Annotated in this window: 14 protein-coding genes; 4 read left to right on the top strand and 10 right to left on the bottom strand. The window is 69.7% G+C overall.

Translation table 11 applies throughout. The features are described 5' to 3' along the window. Positions 1-53 precede the first annotated feature (53 nt). Positions 54-371: a TM2 domain-containing protein gene (locus PXD02_RS06745; RefSeq protein WP_275106061.1), complete on the top strand. Its 318-nt coding sequence runs from the start codon at positions 54-56 to the stop codon at positions 369-371. 54 nt (positions 372-425) lie between these two features. Here PXD02_RS06745 and infC read toward each other — a convergent pair whose 3' ends face one another. Continuing rightward, entirely contained in the window at positions 426-914 is a 489-nt protein-coding gene (gene infC / locus PXD02_RS06740; RefSeq protein WP_275106060.1) for a translation initiation factor IF-3, read from the bottom strand. Between the two features lie 241 nt (positions 915-1,155). Here infC and PXD02_RS06735 point away from each other — a divergent pair, with 241 nt between their 5' ends. After that, positions 1,156-1,803 carry a hypothetical protein gene (locus PXD02_RS06735; RefSeq protein WP_275106059.1) on the top strand — a complete coding sequence of 216 codons (648 nt, stop codon included), beginning with the start codon at positions 1,156-1,158 and terminating at the stop codon, positions 1,801-1,803. A 180-nt stretch (positions 1,804-1,983) separates the two neighbouring features. Then, on the top strand, positions 1,984-3,678 hold the full coding sequence (ade, locus tag PXD02_RS06730; protein ID WP_275106058.1) for an adenine deaminase: 1,695 nt from the start codon (positions 1,984-1,986) through the stop codon (positions 3,676-3,678). A 308-nt stretch (positions 3,679-3,986) separates the two neighbouring features. Here the strand turns inward: ade and PXD02_RS06725 are convergent, their stop codons facing one another. Beyond that, positions 3,987-5,012 carry an extracellular catalytic domain type 1 short-chain-length polyhydroxyalkanoate depolymerase gene (locus tag PXD02_RS06725; RefSeq protein WP_275106057.1) on the bottom strand — a complete coding sequence of 342 codons (1,026 nt, stop codon included), beginning with the start codon at positions 5,010-5,012 and terminating at the stop codon, positions 3,987-3,989. 159 nt (positions 5,013-5,171) lie between these two features. Here PXD02_RS06725 and PXD02_RS06720 point away from each other — a divergent pair, with 159 nt between their 5' ends. Beyond that, positions 5,172-6,269, top strand: a complete 1,098-nt coding sequence (locus PXD02_RS06720; protein WP_275106056.1) for a zinc-binding dehydrogenase — start codon at positions 5,172-5,174, stop codon at positions 6,267-6,269. Between the two features lie 26 nt (positions 6,270-6,295). On the opposite strand, the gene PXD02_RS06715 is transcribed toward PXD02_RS06720, so the two are convergent. The 8 genes from PXD02_RS06715 to PXD02_RS06680 form a co-directional block, all read right to left on the bottom strand. Further along, positions 6,296-7,237 (bottom strand): serine O-acetyltransferase, encoded by a 942-nt coding sequence (locus PXD02_RS06715; protein ID WP_275106055.1) that lies wholly within the window; start codon positions 7,235-7,237, stop codon positions 6,296-6,298. Between the two features lie 30 nt (positions 7,238-7,267). Further along, positions 7,268-7,948 carry a hypothetical protein gene (locus PXD02_RS06710; protein WP_275106054.1) on the bottom strand — a complete coding sequence of 227 codons (681 nt, stop codon included), beginning with the start codon at positions 7,946-7,948 and terminating at the stop codon, positions 7,268-7,270. Then, positions 7,945-8,391, bottom strand: a complete 447-nt coding sequence (locus PXD02_RS06705) for a hypothetical protein (protein WP_275106053.1) — start codon at positions 8,389-8,391, stop codon at positions 7,945-7,947. The genes PXD02_RS06710 and PXD02_RS06705 overlap by 4 nt, the downstream gene beginning before the upstream one ends. A 9-nt stretch (positions 8,392-8,400) precedes the next feature. Then, positions 8,401-8,958, bottom strand: a complete 558-nt coding sequence (locus PXD02_RS06700; RefSeq protein ID WP_275106052.1) for a hypothetical protein — start codon at positions 8,956-8,958, stop codon at positions 8,401-8,403. A 131-nt stretch (positions 8,959-9,089) separates the two neighbouring features. Further along, a complete protein-coding gene (locus PXD02_RS06695) occupies positions 9,090-9,929 on the bottom strand; it encodes a nitroreductase family protein (RefSeq protein WP_275106051.1) in 840 nt (279 codons plus the stop codon). 12 nt (positions 9,930-9,941) lie between these two features. Beyond that, positions 9,942-10,997: an aldo/keto reductase gene (locus tag PXD02_RS06690; protein WP_275106050.1), complete on the bottom strand. Its 1,056-nt coding sequence runs from the start codon at positions 10,995-10,997 to the stop codon at positions 9,942-9,944. A gap of 13 nt (positions 10,998-11,010) precedes the next feature. Next, on the bottom strand, positions 11,011-12,432 hold the full coding sequence (locus PXD02_RS06685; RefSeq protein ID WP_275106049.1) for an MFS transporter: 1,422 nt from the start codon (positions 12,430-12,432) through the stop codon (positions 11,011-11,013). Further along, positions 12,429-13,790, bottom strand: coding sequence for an LLM class flavin-dependent oxidoreductase (locus PXD02_RS06680; RefSeq protein ID WP_275106048.1), 1,362 nt, complete (start codon positions 13,788-13,790; stop codon positions 12,429-12,431). The genes PXD02_RS06685 and PXD02_RS06680 overlap by 4 nt, the downstream gene beginning before the upstream one ends. Position 13,791: the final 1 nt, after the last annotated feature.

Below are 13,791 nucleotides of genomic sequence, written 5' to 3'. Positions count from 1 at the left end.
GTTCCTATCTATGGGCAAAGGGGCGGCTGTCGCCCCCATCCATGGAGAGGCCCTTGCCGGATACTGTTCAGCAACAGCTTTTGATCGAACAGCGCGTTGCCAACGAATCGAAATCGCAACTGGTCGCCTATCTGCTGGCGATCCTGCTGTGGGGACTTGGCGTTCACCGGATGTATCTGGGCCGCTGGGCCAGCGGAATCATCATGCTGGCCCTGTCGGGCATCGGCTGGCTGACCGCGCCGATCCTGATCGGCTGGATTCCCTTGGCCTTCGTCTGGGTCTGGGCGGTGATCGACCTGTTCCTGATCCCCGGCATGATCCGCGACGACCAGGCGGTGATCCGCCAGCGGCTGATGGCGGGTCGTTTCTGACAAAAAGGCCGCGCCGGCAATCGCCGCGCGGCCCTTTTTCGATGCCGGATCGCCCTATTTGGGGGCGATCATCATCACCATCTGCCGGCCTTCCAGCTTGGGCATGGCTTCGATCTTGCCCGCCTCGCCCACGTCGTCGCGGACGCGGTTCAGCAGTTCCAGCCCCAGATCCTGGTGGGCCATCTCGCGGCCCCGAAAGCGCAGCGTCACCTTGACCTTGTCGCCTTCGCCCAGGAATTTCATGACCGACCGCATCTTCACATCGTAATCGTGGGTATCGGTTCCCGGACGGAACTTGATCTCCTTGATCTCGATGATCTTCTGCTTCTTGCGGGCCTCGGCCTCGCGCTTTTGCTGTTCATATTTGAACTTGCCCAGATCCATGACCTTGCAGACGGGCGGCGTCGCGTTGGGCGAGATTTCGACCAGATCCAGCCCGGCGTCCTGCGCCATCTGCAACCCGACCGAGGGCGGAACCACGCCGACATTCTCTCCGTCGGCGCCGATCAGGCGAATTTCGGATACGCGGATGCGTTCGTTCACGCGGGGTCCGGTATCACGGGTGGGCGGTGCGTTATGCGGTCGGCGGGCTATGGCGATGCTCCTTGGATAGCCAATGCGGAATGGACGGAAAATAAGCGTCACAGCGGGATGATTCAACCGGATTTGATGCCGGAAGCCGTCCGCGTCGCGGATTTGGCCCCGCCTTGGGCGCCCGGCGGCTTTTCCGCGCCGCGCCCCTGTGGCATAGGTTTGGCGAACCCCTGCAAGGAACAGCCCTGCCATGCGCATTCTTCTGGCCCTGATCGTGATCCTGGCTCTTGGCCTGGGGGGATGGTGGATCTGGCGGGACGGGCGCAGGGAAACCGCCGCGCCCGAAGCGCCTGCCGTAACGGAAGCGCCTGCCGTGACGGAAGCGCCTGCGGCCGACGCAGCCCCTGCGGCCAGTCAGGCGACCGAGGCTGCCGCCGACGCCGCGGCCGATGCCGCCGCCATCGCCGCCGATGTCGCGGCCGAGGCGGTGCAGGCGTCCGAGGATGCCGGGGTGGCCCCCGTCAGCGACGCCGCCGCCGAGGCCGAGGCCGCCGCCGAAGCGGCCCTGGACGCGGCCGATCGCGCGGCGGACGCCGCAGCCACCGCCGCCAGCGGCGCGGCCGCCCCCGTCGCCCAGGCCGCCGACGCCGCGGCCCAAGCCGCCAACGATGCCGCCACGGCCACGGACCAGGCCGCGACCGCCGCCGTCACCGCCGCGCGCATCCAGACGCTGCTGACGCCCGAGGGGTTCGACGCGACCGAAGTGGCCCGGCTGATCGACGAGGCCGCCATCAGCGAGACGCAGAAGGCCACGCTGAGGCGCCTGGTCGAAACCGCCGGAAGCAATCCCGACCTGCTGCGCCAGGCCCTCGACCAGGTCAAGGCCGTGATGCGGTGACGGCCCCTCGACCGCTGGCGGCATTCCTGAAGGCCCGCCCCCGCACCTGCTGGATCTGGGGCTGCCGGGACCGGGCAGTGGTTCGAGGCGATTGCAAATCCGCTCCTCCATACCATTCCTGATCCCCTCTGGACGCCACGCCTTGTGTCAGGTCTTCTGACGCGAACGGAGGGGGTGCCTATGGACGATCTGGAACGCCGCATAGCCCAGGCGCGGGGGGACGAGCCTGCCGATCTGCTGCTGCGGGGCGGGCGGGTGTTCGACCTGATCACCGGCACGCTGATGACAGGAGATGTGGCGATCTGCGGCGACCGGATCGCGGGGATCGGCGATTACGAGGCCCGGCAGGTGATCGACGTGACCGGCCTGATCCTGGTGCCGGGTTTCATCGACACGCACCTGCATGTCGAAAGCAGCCTGGTCACACCGCATGAATTCGACCGCTGCGTGACGCCGCGCGGCATCACCACCGCCATCTGCGACCCGCACGAGATCGCCAATGTCATCGGCCTGGACGGCATCCGCTGGTTCCAAAAGGCCAGCGAATGCCTGCTGATGGACCTGCGCGTGCAGCTGTCGTCCTGCGTGCCCTCGACCGAGATGGAAACCTCGGGCGCGCGAATCGAGGCGGCGGATCTGCGCGCGGTGATGGGCCACCCCTCGGCCATCGGGCTGGCGGAATTCATGAACTATCCGGGCGTCATCCATCGCGATTCCGCCGCCATGGCCAAGCTGCGGCTGTTCGCGGGGGGCCATGTCGACGGCCATTGCCCGCAACTGACGGGGCGCGACCTGTCGGCCTATGTCGCGGCGGGCATCCGCACGGAACACGAGGCCACCACTGCCGCCGAGGCGCTGGAGAAGCTGCGCCAAGGGATGCGCGTCCTGATCCGCGAAGGCTCGGTCAGCAAGGATCTGGCGGCGCTGCAGCCGGTGCTGACCGATGTGACCGCGCCCTATCTGTGCCTTTGCACCGACGACCGGAACCCGCTGGACATCGCCGAACACGGCCATCTGGACCATATGATCCGCGAGCTGATCCGGCGCGGCAGCCCGGTGCTGGCGGTCTATCGCGCGGCCTCTCTGTCGGCGGCCGAGGCTTTCGGGCTGAAGGATCGCGGGCTGATCGCGCCGGGGCTGCGCGCCGACATCGTGGCGGTGGACAGCCTGGAAAGCTGCCGGGCGCGGGTGGTGCTGTGCGGCGGGCGGGTCGTCGACGATGCGGCCTTTGCCGCGCGGCGGCCGCTGGAGCCGGTGGCCCGCGCCTCGGTCAAGGCGCCGCATGTCGGGCCGCAGGACTTTCGCTGCGCCGGAAACCGCCGCGAAACCCCGGTGATCGGCATCATCGAAGGCAAGATCATCACCGCCCACCTGACCCATGACATCGCGCCCCAGGACGGCGACAAGCGCCCCGATCCGGCCCGCGACCTGGCCCGCATCGCGGTGATCGAACGGCACGGCAGGAATGGCAATATCGCCACGGGCTTTGTCCAGGGCTTCGGCATCCGGCGCGGGGCCATCGCCTCGACCGTGTGCCACGACCATCACAACATCGCCGTCGTCGGCGCCGATTACGACGACATGGCCTTGGCCGCCAACCGCCTGACCGGGATCGAGGGCGGCTTCGTCGTGGCGGGCGGCGGCCGCATCCTGGCGGAACTGCCCTTGCCGGTCGCGGGGCTGATGAGCCTCGATCCGTTCGAATCGGTGCGCGACCGGCTGATCCTGCTGCGCGACGCGGCCAGGTCGCTGGGGGTCGCGCTGGAGGAGCCCTTCCTGCAACTGGCTTTCCTGGCCCTGCCCGTCATCCCGGCCCTGAAGATCACCGACCGGGGAATGATCGACGTGACGCGGTTCGAGATCCTGCCCGGATGAGGGCAACGGTGCCGCGAACCGCGACATGAGATCCCGTCCGCACGCCCCCGCGTGGCGAAAACTGCCGGACGCGCGCGCACCCATACGGACCGCGCCGACCTGCTGATGCCGCCTGCCCCCAAAAACAATGCGCAGGCCCCATCACCACCCCTGATCCGATGGGCTGTCCAGGAAATCTGCTGCATCGCCAACCGCATGGCACAGCGTCACATCCAGCCCGCACAGATCATCGCATGGTCGCTGTGGCGAAGGGCGCATCAGGCCGCGGCAAGACAGGCTCATATCAAACCGAAAACGCAACTGTAATGCTAGCCGCCGCGCCGCCGGGCCAGGAAGAACCGCAGCATCTCGCGCGAGGCGTCGGGACCGGCCGGGTCGGTATGCGATCCCGCCGCCCGGCCGCCCGACCAGCCGTGGCCGCTGCCATGCACCGTCCAGTCCTCAAGCAGCGTCCGGCCGGCCCGGTTCTGATAGCTGCGCTGCGTGAACTCTCGGCCCCGCTCCGTCCGGCCCGAGGCGATGCGGCAGGTCAGCGGACCGGGGCGCGAGCGTTCCAGGTTGGCCAGAAAGCCGCCGGCATTGCTGGGATGCACGATGGGGTCGCTGTCGCCGTGAAAGACGATGGTCGGCAGTTGCGGCGGCAGCCTCGCGGTGCTTCCCGGCCCGCGCTTGCCGCGCATCGCCGACACCGCCGAGCGCAGCGACCGGATATTGCCCATCGGCACGCCGGAATGCACGCCGACCGCCGCGTAAAGATCGGGATAGGCGGCGCCGATGATGGCAGCGGCGGTCCCGCCCGCCGAAATCCCGGCGATATAGACCCGCGCCGGATTGGCCCGCCCCAGCCGGACGGCATGGCGGGTCAGGGCCGCGATCACCGCCGGTTCGCCCCGACCGCGCGCCTGGTTCCGCGGGTCGTGCCAGTTCCAGCAGCGCCCGATATTCGCCCTGGGCGATTGCTGGGGATACAGGACCAGAAAGCCCAGCTCGTCCGCCAGCCGGTTCATGCCGGTGCCAACCGCGAAATCCGCCGCCGTCTGCGAACAGCCGTGCAGCATCACGACCAGCGGCATCCGCCGCCCTGCCGAACCTGTCGGCGTATAGAAGCGATAGCTGACCTGGCCTTCCGGGCAGGCGAAGATGTCGGCGACGAAGCTGCCCGGCGCGGGGCGCGGCGGGCGGGATTCCTGGGTCTTTCGCCGGGCCAGACCGGCCGCCATCCGCTTGATCGCCGGGGGCTTGGGCATTTTCGGCAAAGCCGGGACCGCGGGAAGGCGCAGCCGCTTCCGGGCGGGCCGCGTCGCCTTGACAAGCATCTTGAACAGGCCAGCCATCCGAACCTCTTCCTCGCGCCGGTATGCGGCCGGGACAGGGGATCAGTGTCGCATGTCGCGGTCGCGGTCAATTCACGCTGGTATGAAGACAGGGTGACGGCACCCGGTTGAACCCGGCCCGCGACTGCGGAAAGATGGCCGAAACGGATCGGAGGCCATATGGAAAGCCTGGAACTGAGATCGACCGTCCAGCCCGACGGCACGCTGCGGCTGAACCTGGAACCTGTCGAACTGCCCGAGCCCGGCCCCGGCCAGGTGCTGGTCCGGGTCGAGGCCGCGCCGATCAACCCCTCGGATCTGGGGCTGATGTTCGGCCCGGCCGACATGACCAGCCTGTCGCGCGACGGCCAGGCGCTGACCGCGCGCATCCCCGACGCCGCCATGCCCGCCATGCGCGCCCGGATCGGCCAGTCGCTGGCCCCCGGCAACGAAGGCGCGGGCACCGTGATCGGGGCGGGGCCCGACCAGCAGCACCTGCTGGGCAAGCGGGTGGCGATGCTGGGCGGCGCGATGTATGCCCGCCTGCGCCTGATCGGCGCCGGGGATTGCCTGGTCCTTCCCGACGGCGCAAGCCCCGAGGATGGCGCCGCGCTGTTCGTCAACCCGCTGACCGCGCTCGGCTTCGTCGAGACGATGCGGGCCGAGGGGCATGGCGCCATCGTCCATGCGCCCGCCGCGTCGAACCTGGGGCAGATGCTGCTGCGGATCTGCCGGGCGGACGGGATCGGCCTGGTGAACATCGTCCGCAGCCCCGAACAGGTCGCCCTGCTGCGCGGCATGGGGGCCGCGCATGTGGTGGACAGCAGCGCCGACAGCTTCCGCGACGACCTGACCCAGGCCATCGCCGAGACCGGCGCCACCCTGTCCTTCGACGCCATCGGCGGGGGCGAGACGACCAGCATCGTCCTGAACGCCATGGAGGCCGCGACGGCGCGCAACGCCACGGGCTATAACCTGTATGGCTCGGCGGTGCCGAAGCAGGGCTATATCTATGGCTCTCTGGATACCGGCCCGACGGTCCTGCGCCGGGGCTTCGGCTTTCGCTGGTCCATCGGCGGCTGGCTGCTGTTCCAAGCCCTGCAACGGCTGGATCCGGCGGTGGTCGGGCGGATGCGGCAACGGGTCGTCGACGAAATGACGACGACCTTCGCCAGCCACTATACCGCGCGGATCACGCTGGAACAGATGCTGGATCCGGAAACGGTCGCCGCCTATGTCCGCAAATCGACCGGGGCGAAGTATCTGCTGACGCCCTGAGGGCGGAGCGCATACGGCCGGCCGGGCTAGGGCTGGTCCAAGCGGAGGCGGGCCTGGCTGACGACGCTGCCCGGCGCGACGGGATCGGTCACCCAGACGCCGCCGCCGATGATGGCGCCCTTGCCGATCTCGATCCGGCCCAGGATGGTCGCCCCGGCATAGATCACCACGTCGTCGCCGATCACCGGATGGCGCGGCTGGCCCTTGACCAGGCCGCCATTGCCGTCGTCCTCGAACCGCTTGGCACCCAGCGTCACCTGCTGGTACAGCCGGACATTGCGGCCGACCACAGCGGTTTCGCCGATCACCACGCCGGTGCCGTGATCGATGAAGCAGGCCGGTCCGATCTGCGCGCCGGGATGGATGTCGATGCCCGACAGCGCGTGCGAATATTCCGCCATGATCCGGGCGATCATCCGCGCCCCCAGCCCGCCCAGCCGATGCGCGATGCGGTGGCGCAGCATCGCCGCGACGCCGGGATAGCAGAACACCACCTCGTCCAGGCTTCTGGCCGAGGGATCGCCGCGATAGGCGGCGGCGATGTCGGTGTCATGCAGGTCGCGGATCTGCGGCAGGGCGTGCAGGAAGGCGTCGGCGGCGTCCTGCGCGCTTGCGGCGGTATCAGCCGGTTCGGCCTCGGGGGCCAGCAGCCATTCCAGCTCGATCTGTTCGGCCAGCCGCAGCCGGATGCGGGCCAGCGCGCGGCGGACATGCGTCTCGATCGCATCGCTGTCCAGCCCCTCGGGGCCGAAATGCCGGGGATAGAGCAGCCCGATCACGTCGCCCAGGATCTGGATGATCGCGGGCTTGGAGGGCAGCTTCGGCACCGCGCGGCCCGGATAGCGGCGCTGCTGCGAGGTCAGCCGGATCAGCTTCAACCGATCGGCGATGGCGTCGAGGGCGGGATCGGGCTGCGGCTGGTCGATGATAGTCGCCCTGGGATCCGGGATCGCGGTCAATCTGTTCATGACATTCCTGTCATCACCCTGCGCGCCCGGTCAAGCCCGCCCCGCCGGGCCAAGCGCGCGGGACCAGTCGCAACGCGCCTCGGGCCGGGCGATGAAGGCGCCCTCTGCGCGCAGCGAATCGACCAGTTGCCGCGCCGCCGTCTCGCCCAGGATGCGGCCGCCGTCATGGCGCGCCAGCAGCAGCGCGGCGCGCCGGGCCAGCGGGTCCAGGCCGATGCCCAGATAGCTGCCAAAGGCCCGGTCCAGCACGGCCATCCGCCACAGCACCGGGGCCAGCGCGGCGTCGCGCAGGTCGGGGCCGACATTCAGGCCGGACCGCCGAAGGATCCGCAGCAGCGCGGTGCGAAGCTGATGGATGGCAAGGTCGAGATCGCGGGGGTTCCTGGCCGCCATGACCTGATCCAGGTGCCGCGCCGCCGCCACGGCCAGGGCCAGCCAGGCGGTTTCGGCCCGGATCGTTCGGGGATCGTCGATGCCCGCCGTCGCCGTTTCGACCAGCAGGGCCAGCGGGTCGGTCGAAGGCTCCGGCAGCGGTTCCGGCAGCGCGCAGGGGGTCGCCCCGCCCTGCCCGCCCCAGGCCCGGCCCTTCATCGCCAGCATCAGCCGCAGCGCCTCGGCGGTCATGCCTCGCGCGCCGACGGCGGCCTGCCGGGCGGGGACCGCCGGGACAGGCGGCCGGCTGCCGGTCTGCCAAAGGCCCCGACCGCTCATGCGTCGGGGACCGCTGCGGCGCGGTGCAGGTTGGCCTGGACCAAGGCCACCGTCACGAACAGGTCGGCCAGTTCGTCGGCATCCAGGCGCTGCGCCTTCAGGCGACGGGTCTGGGCCGGGCCAAGACGCGGCGGGTTCTGCGCCAGGGCCCCGGCGGCATCGGCCAGGGCGCCGATCCGCCCGGTCAGAGGCGCGGCCAGACCTTCCTCCAGCACAAGCGCGACGGCGAAATCGTCGCCCAGCACCGCCATCGCCCGCCGGGCATAGGCCTGGGCGATGGCGTGATGATGCGCCTCGCGCGCGGCGACCATCGCCACCAGGGCGCGTTCGCCCTCGTCCAAGCCGCGACGGCGCCGCAGGATGCCGCGCCGGGGGCCAAGCAGCCGGACAAGGCGCGATCCCGCGGCGGAGGCGGCAGCGGTATGGTCGGGAAGGATCTGCATGGCTGTCCCCTATTCGGCGGCGTAAAGCGGGCGGTCCGTGGCGGCGAATTGCTCCAGCCCCGCCAGCAGCCGCGCCCGGAAGGTGACCAGGGTCAGCAGCCGGGACAGGATATCGGCGGATTCGGCGTCCCAGTCGCGCGGGATCCGCGCCCCGCGCGGATCGCCCGCCAGCGACGCCTGGACATAGCGAAAGGCCCCCGCCAGCCGGTCGCCGATGATCGCCCGGCTGGCCGGACCCAGGGCCGCCGCTTCGGGAAAGGTCGCGGCGGCGCGGCGCGTCTCGATGTCGATCTCGTGCCACTGGGCGCTGCCTTCGCCGATGCTTTGCACCAGCAGGGCGCGATAGCGCGCCGTCAGCGCCCTGTCGCCCAGCAGCACGGCGGCATGATAGGCCACCGCCCGCCGTTCGGTCAGCGACACCGGGCCGGGCGCGACGGGCGACAGCAACTCGGCATCGGTGAAGCCGTCCTGGTCCAGATCGCCCAGCCGGGCCAGCAGCGCGGCATGAAGATCCGCATCAAGGCCCAAGGCGGAAATCAGGCTGGCGATGTCGTCGGGGGGTGGCATGGGCTATCCTTCATCGGGATGCCCCCAGAATGACACAGGCACGGGCGAATGACGATAATATGCGTCGTGTTTTGTTCGACCCGAAAGGAGAATATGCTTCTCTGCGCCACCCGCCCCAGCCGCCAGATCCTTCAGCCCAGCCTGATCCCCAGCCGCTCGAACACCTCGCGCAGGCGGTGGCGGCCTTTCAAGGCGGCCACGTCGCGCAGCCGGGCGACCAGCAGGTCGGTCCAGCCCCGGGCGGGAAGGCCCTGTTCCGCCCGGAACGCCACGGTGGCGGCATCGTGGCGGGCGATGGCATCGGGCTGGGCGGCGGCGGAATAGACCTCTCGGTGCAGCACCGCCTGCTGCGGCAGGCGCGGCTTGACCGCCGTAGGCACCGCCGGGTCGGGATGGCCGACAACCAGGCCGAAGATCGCGACCGCGCGCGGCGGCAGGTCCAGAAGACGCGCCACCGCCTCGGGGTCGTTGCGCAGCGCGCCGATATAGACGGTGCCGAGACCCAGCGATTCGGCCGCGACCAGGGCGTTCTGCGCGGCAAGCGCCGCGTCGATGGCGGCCAGCAGGAAGGTTTCGGTATAGCCGAGGCCGCCCAGGGTCACCCCCGCGCGGCCTGCGACCGCCTCGGCCCGCGACAGGTCGGCGATCCAGACCAGGATCAGCGGCGCCTGGCGGATATGCGCCTGTCCGCCCGCGATCCGGGCCAGTTCGTCGCGCTTGCCCGGATCGGTGACGGCCACCACGCTCCACGCCTGGATGTTCGACGAGGTGGGGGCCGAGGACGCGGCGGCGACCAGCGTCGCCACCGTGCCGGGCGCCGGCGGATCGGGCAGATAGGCGCGGACGGATCGGTGGTTCAGCAGGCTGGCGATCACCGGATTCCAGCCGACCGCAGGCGCGTCCTCGCGATAGCGGGCGCGGATTGCCGTGGCGGCGTCCGCCGGACGCGGGGTATCGACGCAAATGTTCATGGGATTCTCCTCTCAGGGGGCGGGGCTGCCGTGCAGCTGGAAGACCGCCTCGATACGCTCTGCGATCTCGGGGGTGATCGTGACATCGACGGATCGCAGGTCGGCTTCCAACTGGTCGGGCCGGGTCGCGCCGATGATGGTGGCGGTGACGAAATCGCGGCTTGTCACCCAGGCGATGGCAAGCTGGGCCGGGTCCAGCCCGAAATCGCGGGCGATCTGAAGGTAGGCGTCCACCGCCTCGGCCACGCCGGGCTTCTGATAGCGGTCGCCCCGGTCGAAAAGCGTCAGCCGCGCGCCCTCGGGGCGGGCGCCGTTCCGGTATTTGCCGGTCAGGAAGCCCTGGGCCAGCGGCGAATAGGCCAGCAGACCCACGTCCTCGCGCGCATGGAACTCGGCCAGACCCTGCTCATAGGTGCGGTTCAGCAGGTTATAGGCGTTCTGGACGGATGCGACGCGCGCCAGCCCCCGCCTGTCCGACAGGTGCAGGAACCGCGACAGGCCCCAGGCGGTCTCGTTCGACAGGCCGATATGGCGGACCTTGCCGGATTTCACCACGGCGTCGAGCGCCTCCAGCGTCTCCTCGATGGGCACCTCGGATCCGTCATGGCCGCGCGAGGGCGCGTGCCTGCCGCTGCCGAACAGCGGAACCGGGCGGTTCGGCCAGTGGATCTGGTAAAGATCCAGGTAATCGGTCTGCAAGCGGCGCAGGGATCCGTCGATCGCCTCGGCGATGTTCTTCGCATCCAGGCGCGGCGGCTGGCCGTCGGCGCGCAGATAGGTGCGGTCGCTGGGGCCCGAGACCTTGGAGGCCAGCACGATCCGGTCGCGCCCGCCGCGCGCCTTCAGCCAGGTGCCGATGATCCGTTCGGTCGATCCCTGCGTCTCGGCCCTGGGCGGGATCGAATAGTTCTCGGCCGTGTCGATCAGGGTGATGCCGAAATCCAGCGCGCGGTCCAGCTGGGCATGGCCCTCGGCTTCGGTGTTCTGTTCGCCCCAGGTCATCGTGCCAAGCGCAAGGGACGAGACCGTGATGCCGGTGCGGCCAAGGGGGCGGTGGTCGAGGGTCATTCATTCTCTCCGTTCAAGGGGTGGCCCGGCCGGGCAGGACATGGCCGGACATTTCGCCGCCGGACCCGGCGGGCAGCCGCAGCAGCGGCAGGATGGCAGCCGCAGAAAAGCAGGCCAGCACGAAGAACGCCATGTGAAAGGCGTCCAGCGTCAGCGCTCCGCCCTGGCTGACCTGTTCCAGAACGCCCCCCGCCAGGGCCACGCCAAGCGCGGTGGCGATGGGGCGCAACACGGTGGTCAGCGCCAGGGCGGCGCCCGCGCTTTCGGCGGGGATCTCGGATATGGTCAGCACATGCTGGCCGGTGAAGAACAGCGACCGCAGAACGCCGCCGGTCACCAGCAGCCCGGCGATCAGCAGATGCGGCGTCTCGGGCGTGAGCCACCCCTTGATCGCCAGCCCCATCGCCGACAGCACCACCGCCAGGATCAGCGGGTTGCGAAAGCCGTGGCTGGCGAAGACCTGGGTCGAGATCAGCTTGGCGCTGATCGCGCCGATTCCGCCCGCGAAGGTGATCGCGCCCGCCTGATAGGCGGTCAGGCCGAAGCCCAGTTGCAGCATCAGCGGCAGCAGGAACGGCACCGCCCCCGCGCCGATGAGAAACATCATCGTGGCCGTGGTGGCGCCGCGAAACACCGGGTCGCGAAACAGCGCCGGATCCAGAAGCGGCGCGGGATGGCGCGCGGCATGGCGCAGATAGGCCCCGCCCGAGGCCAGCCCGAACGCGGTCAGCGCCAGCGCCGCCCAGACCGGCAAGATCGGCAGGCTGACCAGCGACAGCCCCGACATCAGCCCGGAAAACGCCGCCGCCAGCAGCACGAAGCCGCGCCGGTCCAGCGCCCGCACCGGCACAGGGGGCACGTCGCGGACCAGAAGCCCGACGGCGACGATCCCCGCCAGTCCGACCGGCAGGTTGACCAGGAAGATCCACTGCCAGCCCGCGAAGGTGGTCAGCGCCCCGCCGACCAGCGGCCCGACCAGCGGCGCGACGACCGCCGGAATGGTCATCGTCGCCGTCGCCCGCATCAGCCCGGCGCGGGGCGTGATGCGATACAGCATCAGCCGGGCCAGCGGCGTCATCATTGCCCCGCCCATCCCGCCCAGAAACCGCGCGGCGACGAAGCCCTCCAGCGAGGTGGCGAAGGCGCAGCCCAGCGATCCCAGCATGAACACCAGGATCGCCGCGCGGAACACCCGCGTCGGACCGAAGCGGTCGCCCGCCCAGGCGCTGATCGGGATGAAGATCGCCAGCGCCAGGAAATAGGCGGTGAAGGCCAGCTTCAGCGCGATGGGCGTCGTGCCGATATCGGCCGCGATCGCCGGCAGGGATGTCGCGATCACGGTCGAATCCATGTTCTCCATGAACAGCGCCACCGACAGGACCAGCGGCACCAGCCATTGCGGACGCGCGGCCGCGCCCTTCTTCGCATCCGTCATTCCGCCGCCGTCACCCTGCGCCGTGCCGCGAAGCGGTTCTGGGGCCGCGCGAGGCCCAGGTTCTCGCGCAGGGTCGGGCCTTCGTAATCCTCGCGGAACAGCCCGCGCCGGCGCAGGATCGGCACGACCTCGGCCACGAAGTCGTCAAGGCCCTTGGGCAGGACCGGCGGCATGATGTTGAAGGCATCCGCCGCGCCGTGGTCGAACCAGTCCTGCATCGCCTCGGCGATCTGTTCGGGCGTGCCCACCACCTCGCGGTGCCCGCGCGCGCCCGCGACGGCAAGGTAAAGCTGACGCAGCGTCAGGTTGCCGCGTTCGACCAGATCGGTGACAAGGGCCAGGCGGCTCTTGTTCAGCTCGGTGCTGTCGGGAAGCGGCGGTGCCCTGTCGTCCAGAGAATAGCCCGACAGGTCGCGGCCCTGGTAATGGCGCGACAGTATCTCCCATGCGATGGCCGGATGGATCAGGTTCTGGATTTCCTCGTGGTTGCGGCGCGCCTCGGCCTCGGTTCCCCCCAGCACGGGAAAGATCCCCGGCGCGATCAGCAACTGGTCCGGGTGCCGGCCAAAGGCGGCCAGCCGGCCCTTGATATCGGCATAGAAAGCCTGTGCGTCGGCCAGCGTCTGGTTGGCGGTAAAGATCACCTCCGCCGTGCGGGCGGCCAGCCGGCGGCCGGGCTCGGATGCGCCGGCCTGTACCACCACCGGATGGCCCTGCGGCGGTCGCGGAATGTTCAGCGGCCCGCGGACCGAGAAATGCGTGCCCTTGTGGTTCACCTGATGCACGCGGTCCAGATCGACATAGATGCCGCTGTCCTTGTCGCGCAGAAACGCCCCGTCCTCGTGCGAATCCCACAGGTCCAGGACCAGATCCACGAACTCTTCGGCCCGGGCATAGCGGTCGGCATGGGCCGGATGGCCCGAGATGGAAAAGTTGTGTGACACATCCGCGCCGGTCGTCACCACATTCCAGGCCGCCCGCCCGCCCGACAGGTGATCCAGCGAGGCGAAGCGGCGAGCCAGCAGGTAGGGATCCTCGTAGGTGGTCGAGGCGGTGGCGACGAAGCCGATGTTCTCCGTCACCTGCGACAGTGCCGACCACAGCGTCAGCGGTTCGAAATGGGCGCCCTGGCTGGACCGCTGCCGGGCCTCGGGCTCTTTGGCGCGGGGCCAGCCCGCCGGGCTGTCGGCCACGAAGACCAAGTCGAACCTGGCCTTTTCGGCGGTCTGGACGATCTGACGGTAATGGGCGACGTTCACCCCGGCATCGGCCTGGGCATCCGGGTGGCGCCAGGCGGCGACATGGTGGCCGGTCGCCATCAGGAAGGCGCCCAGCTTGATCTGGCGTGGTTGGGTCATG

The organism is Paracoccus sp. S3-43, assembly GCF_029027965.1.
Classification (GTDB): Bacteria; Pseudomonadota; Alphaproteobacteria; order Rhodobacterales; family Rhodobacteraceae; genus Paracoccus.
Note: the sequence above shows the minus strand (reverse complement) of the source record. Positions and strands in the feature narration are given on the sequence as shown.

What these genes read in the sequence shown, in the direction of transcription:
- PXD02_RS06710 (WP_275106054.1), bottom strand. Translation starts at nt 7,948, where the DNA reads ATGAGCGGTCGGGGCCTTTGGCAGACCGGCAGCCGGCCGCCTGTCCCG.
- PXD02_RS06695 (WP_275106051.1), bottom strand. Translation starts at nt 9,929, where the DNA reads ATGAACATTTGCGTCGATACCCCGCGTCCGGCGGACGCCGCCACGGCA.
- PXD02_RS06735 (WP_275106059.1), top strand. Translation starts at nt 1,156, where the DNA reads ATGCGCATTCTTCTGGCCCTGATCGTGATCCTGGCTCTTGGCCTGGGG.
- PXD02_RS06725 (WP_275106057.1), bottom strand. Translation starts at nt 5,012, where the DNA reads ATGGCTGGCCTGTTCAAGATGCTTGTCAAGGCGACGCGGCCCGCCCGG.
- PXD02_RS06720 (WP_275106056.1), top strand. Translation starts at nt 5,172, where the DNA reads ATGGAAAGCCTGGAACTGAGATCGACCGTCCAGCCCGACGGCACGCTG.
- ade (WP_275106058.1), top strand. Translation starts at nt 1,984, where the DNA reads ATGGACGATCTGGAACGCCGCATAGCCCAGGCGCGGGGGGACGAGCCT.
- PXD02_RS06705 (WP_275106053.1), bottom strand. Translation starts at nt 8,391, where the DNA reads ATGCAGATCCTTCCCGACCATACCGCTGCCGCCTCCGCCGCGGGATCG.
- PXD02_RS06700 (WP_275106052.1), bottom strand. Translation starts at nt 8,958, where the DNA reads ATGCCACCCCCCGACGACATCGCCAGCCTGATTTCCGCCTTGGGCCTT.
- PXD02_RS06680 (WP_275106048.1), bottom strand. Translation starts at nt 13,790, where the DNA reads ATGACCCAACCACGCCAGATCAAGCTGGGCGCCTTCCTGATGGCGACC.
- PXD02_RS06715 (WP_275106055.1), bottom strand. Translation starts at nt 7,237, where the DNA reads ATGAACAGATTGACCGCGATCCCGGATCCCAGGGCGACTATCATCGAC.
- PXD02_RS06685 (WP_275106049.1), bottom strand. Translation starts at nt 12,432, where the DNA reads ATGACGGATGCGAAGAAGGGCGCGGCCGCGCGTCCGCAATGGCTGGTG.
- PXD02_RS06690 (WP_275106050.1), bottom strand. Translation starts at nt 10,997, where the DNA reads ATGACCCTCGACCACCGCCCCCTTGGCCGCACCGGCATCACGGTCTCG.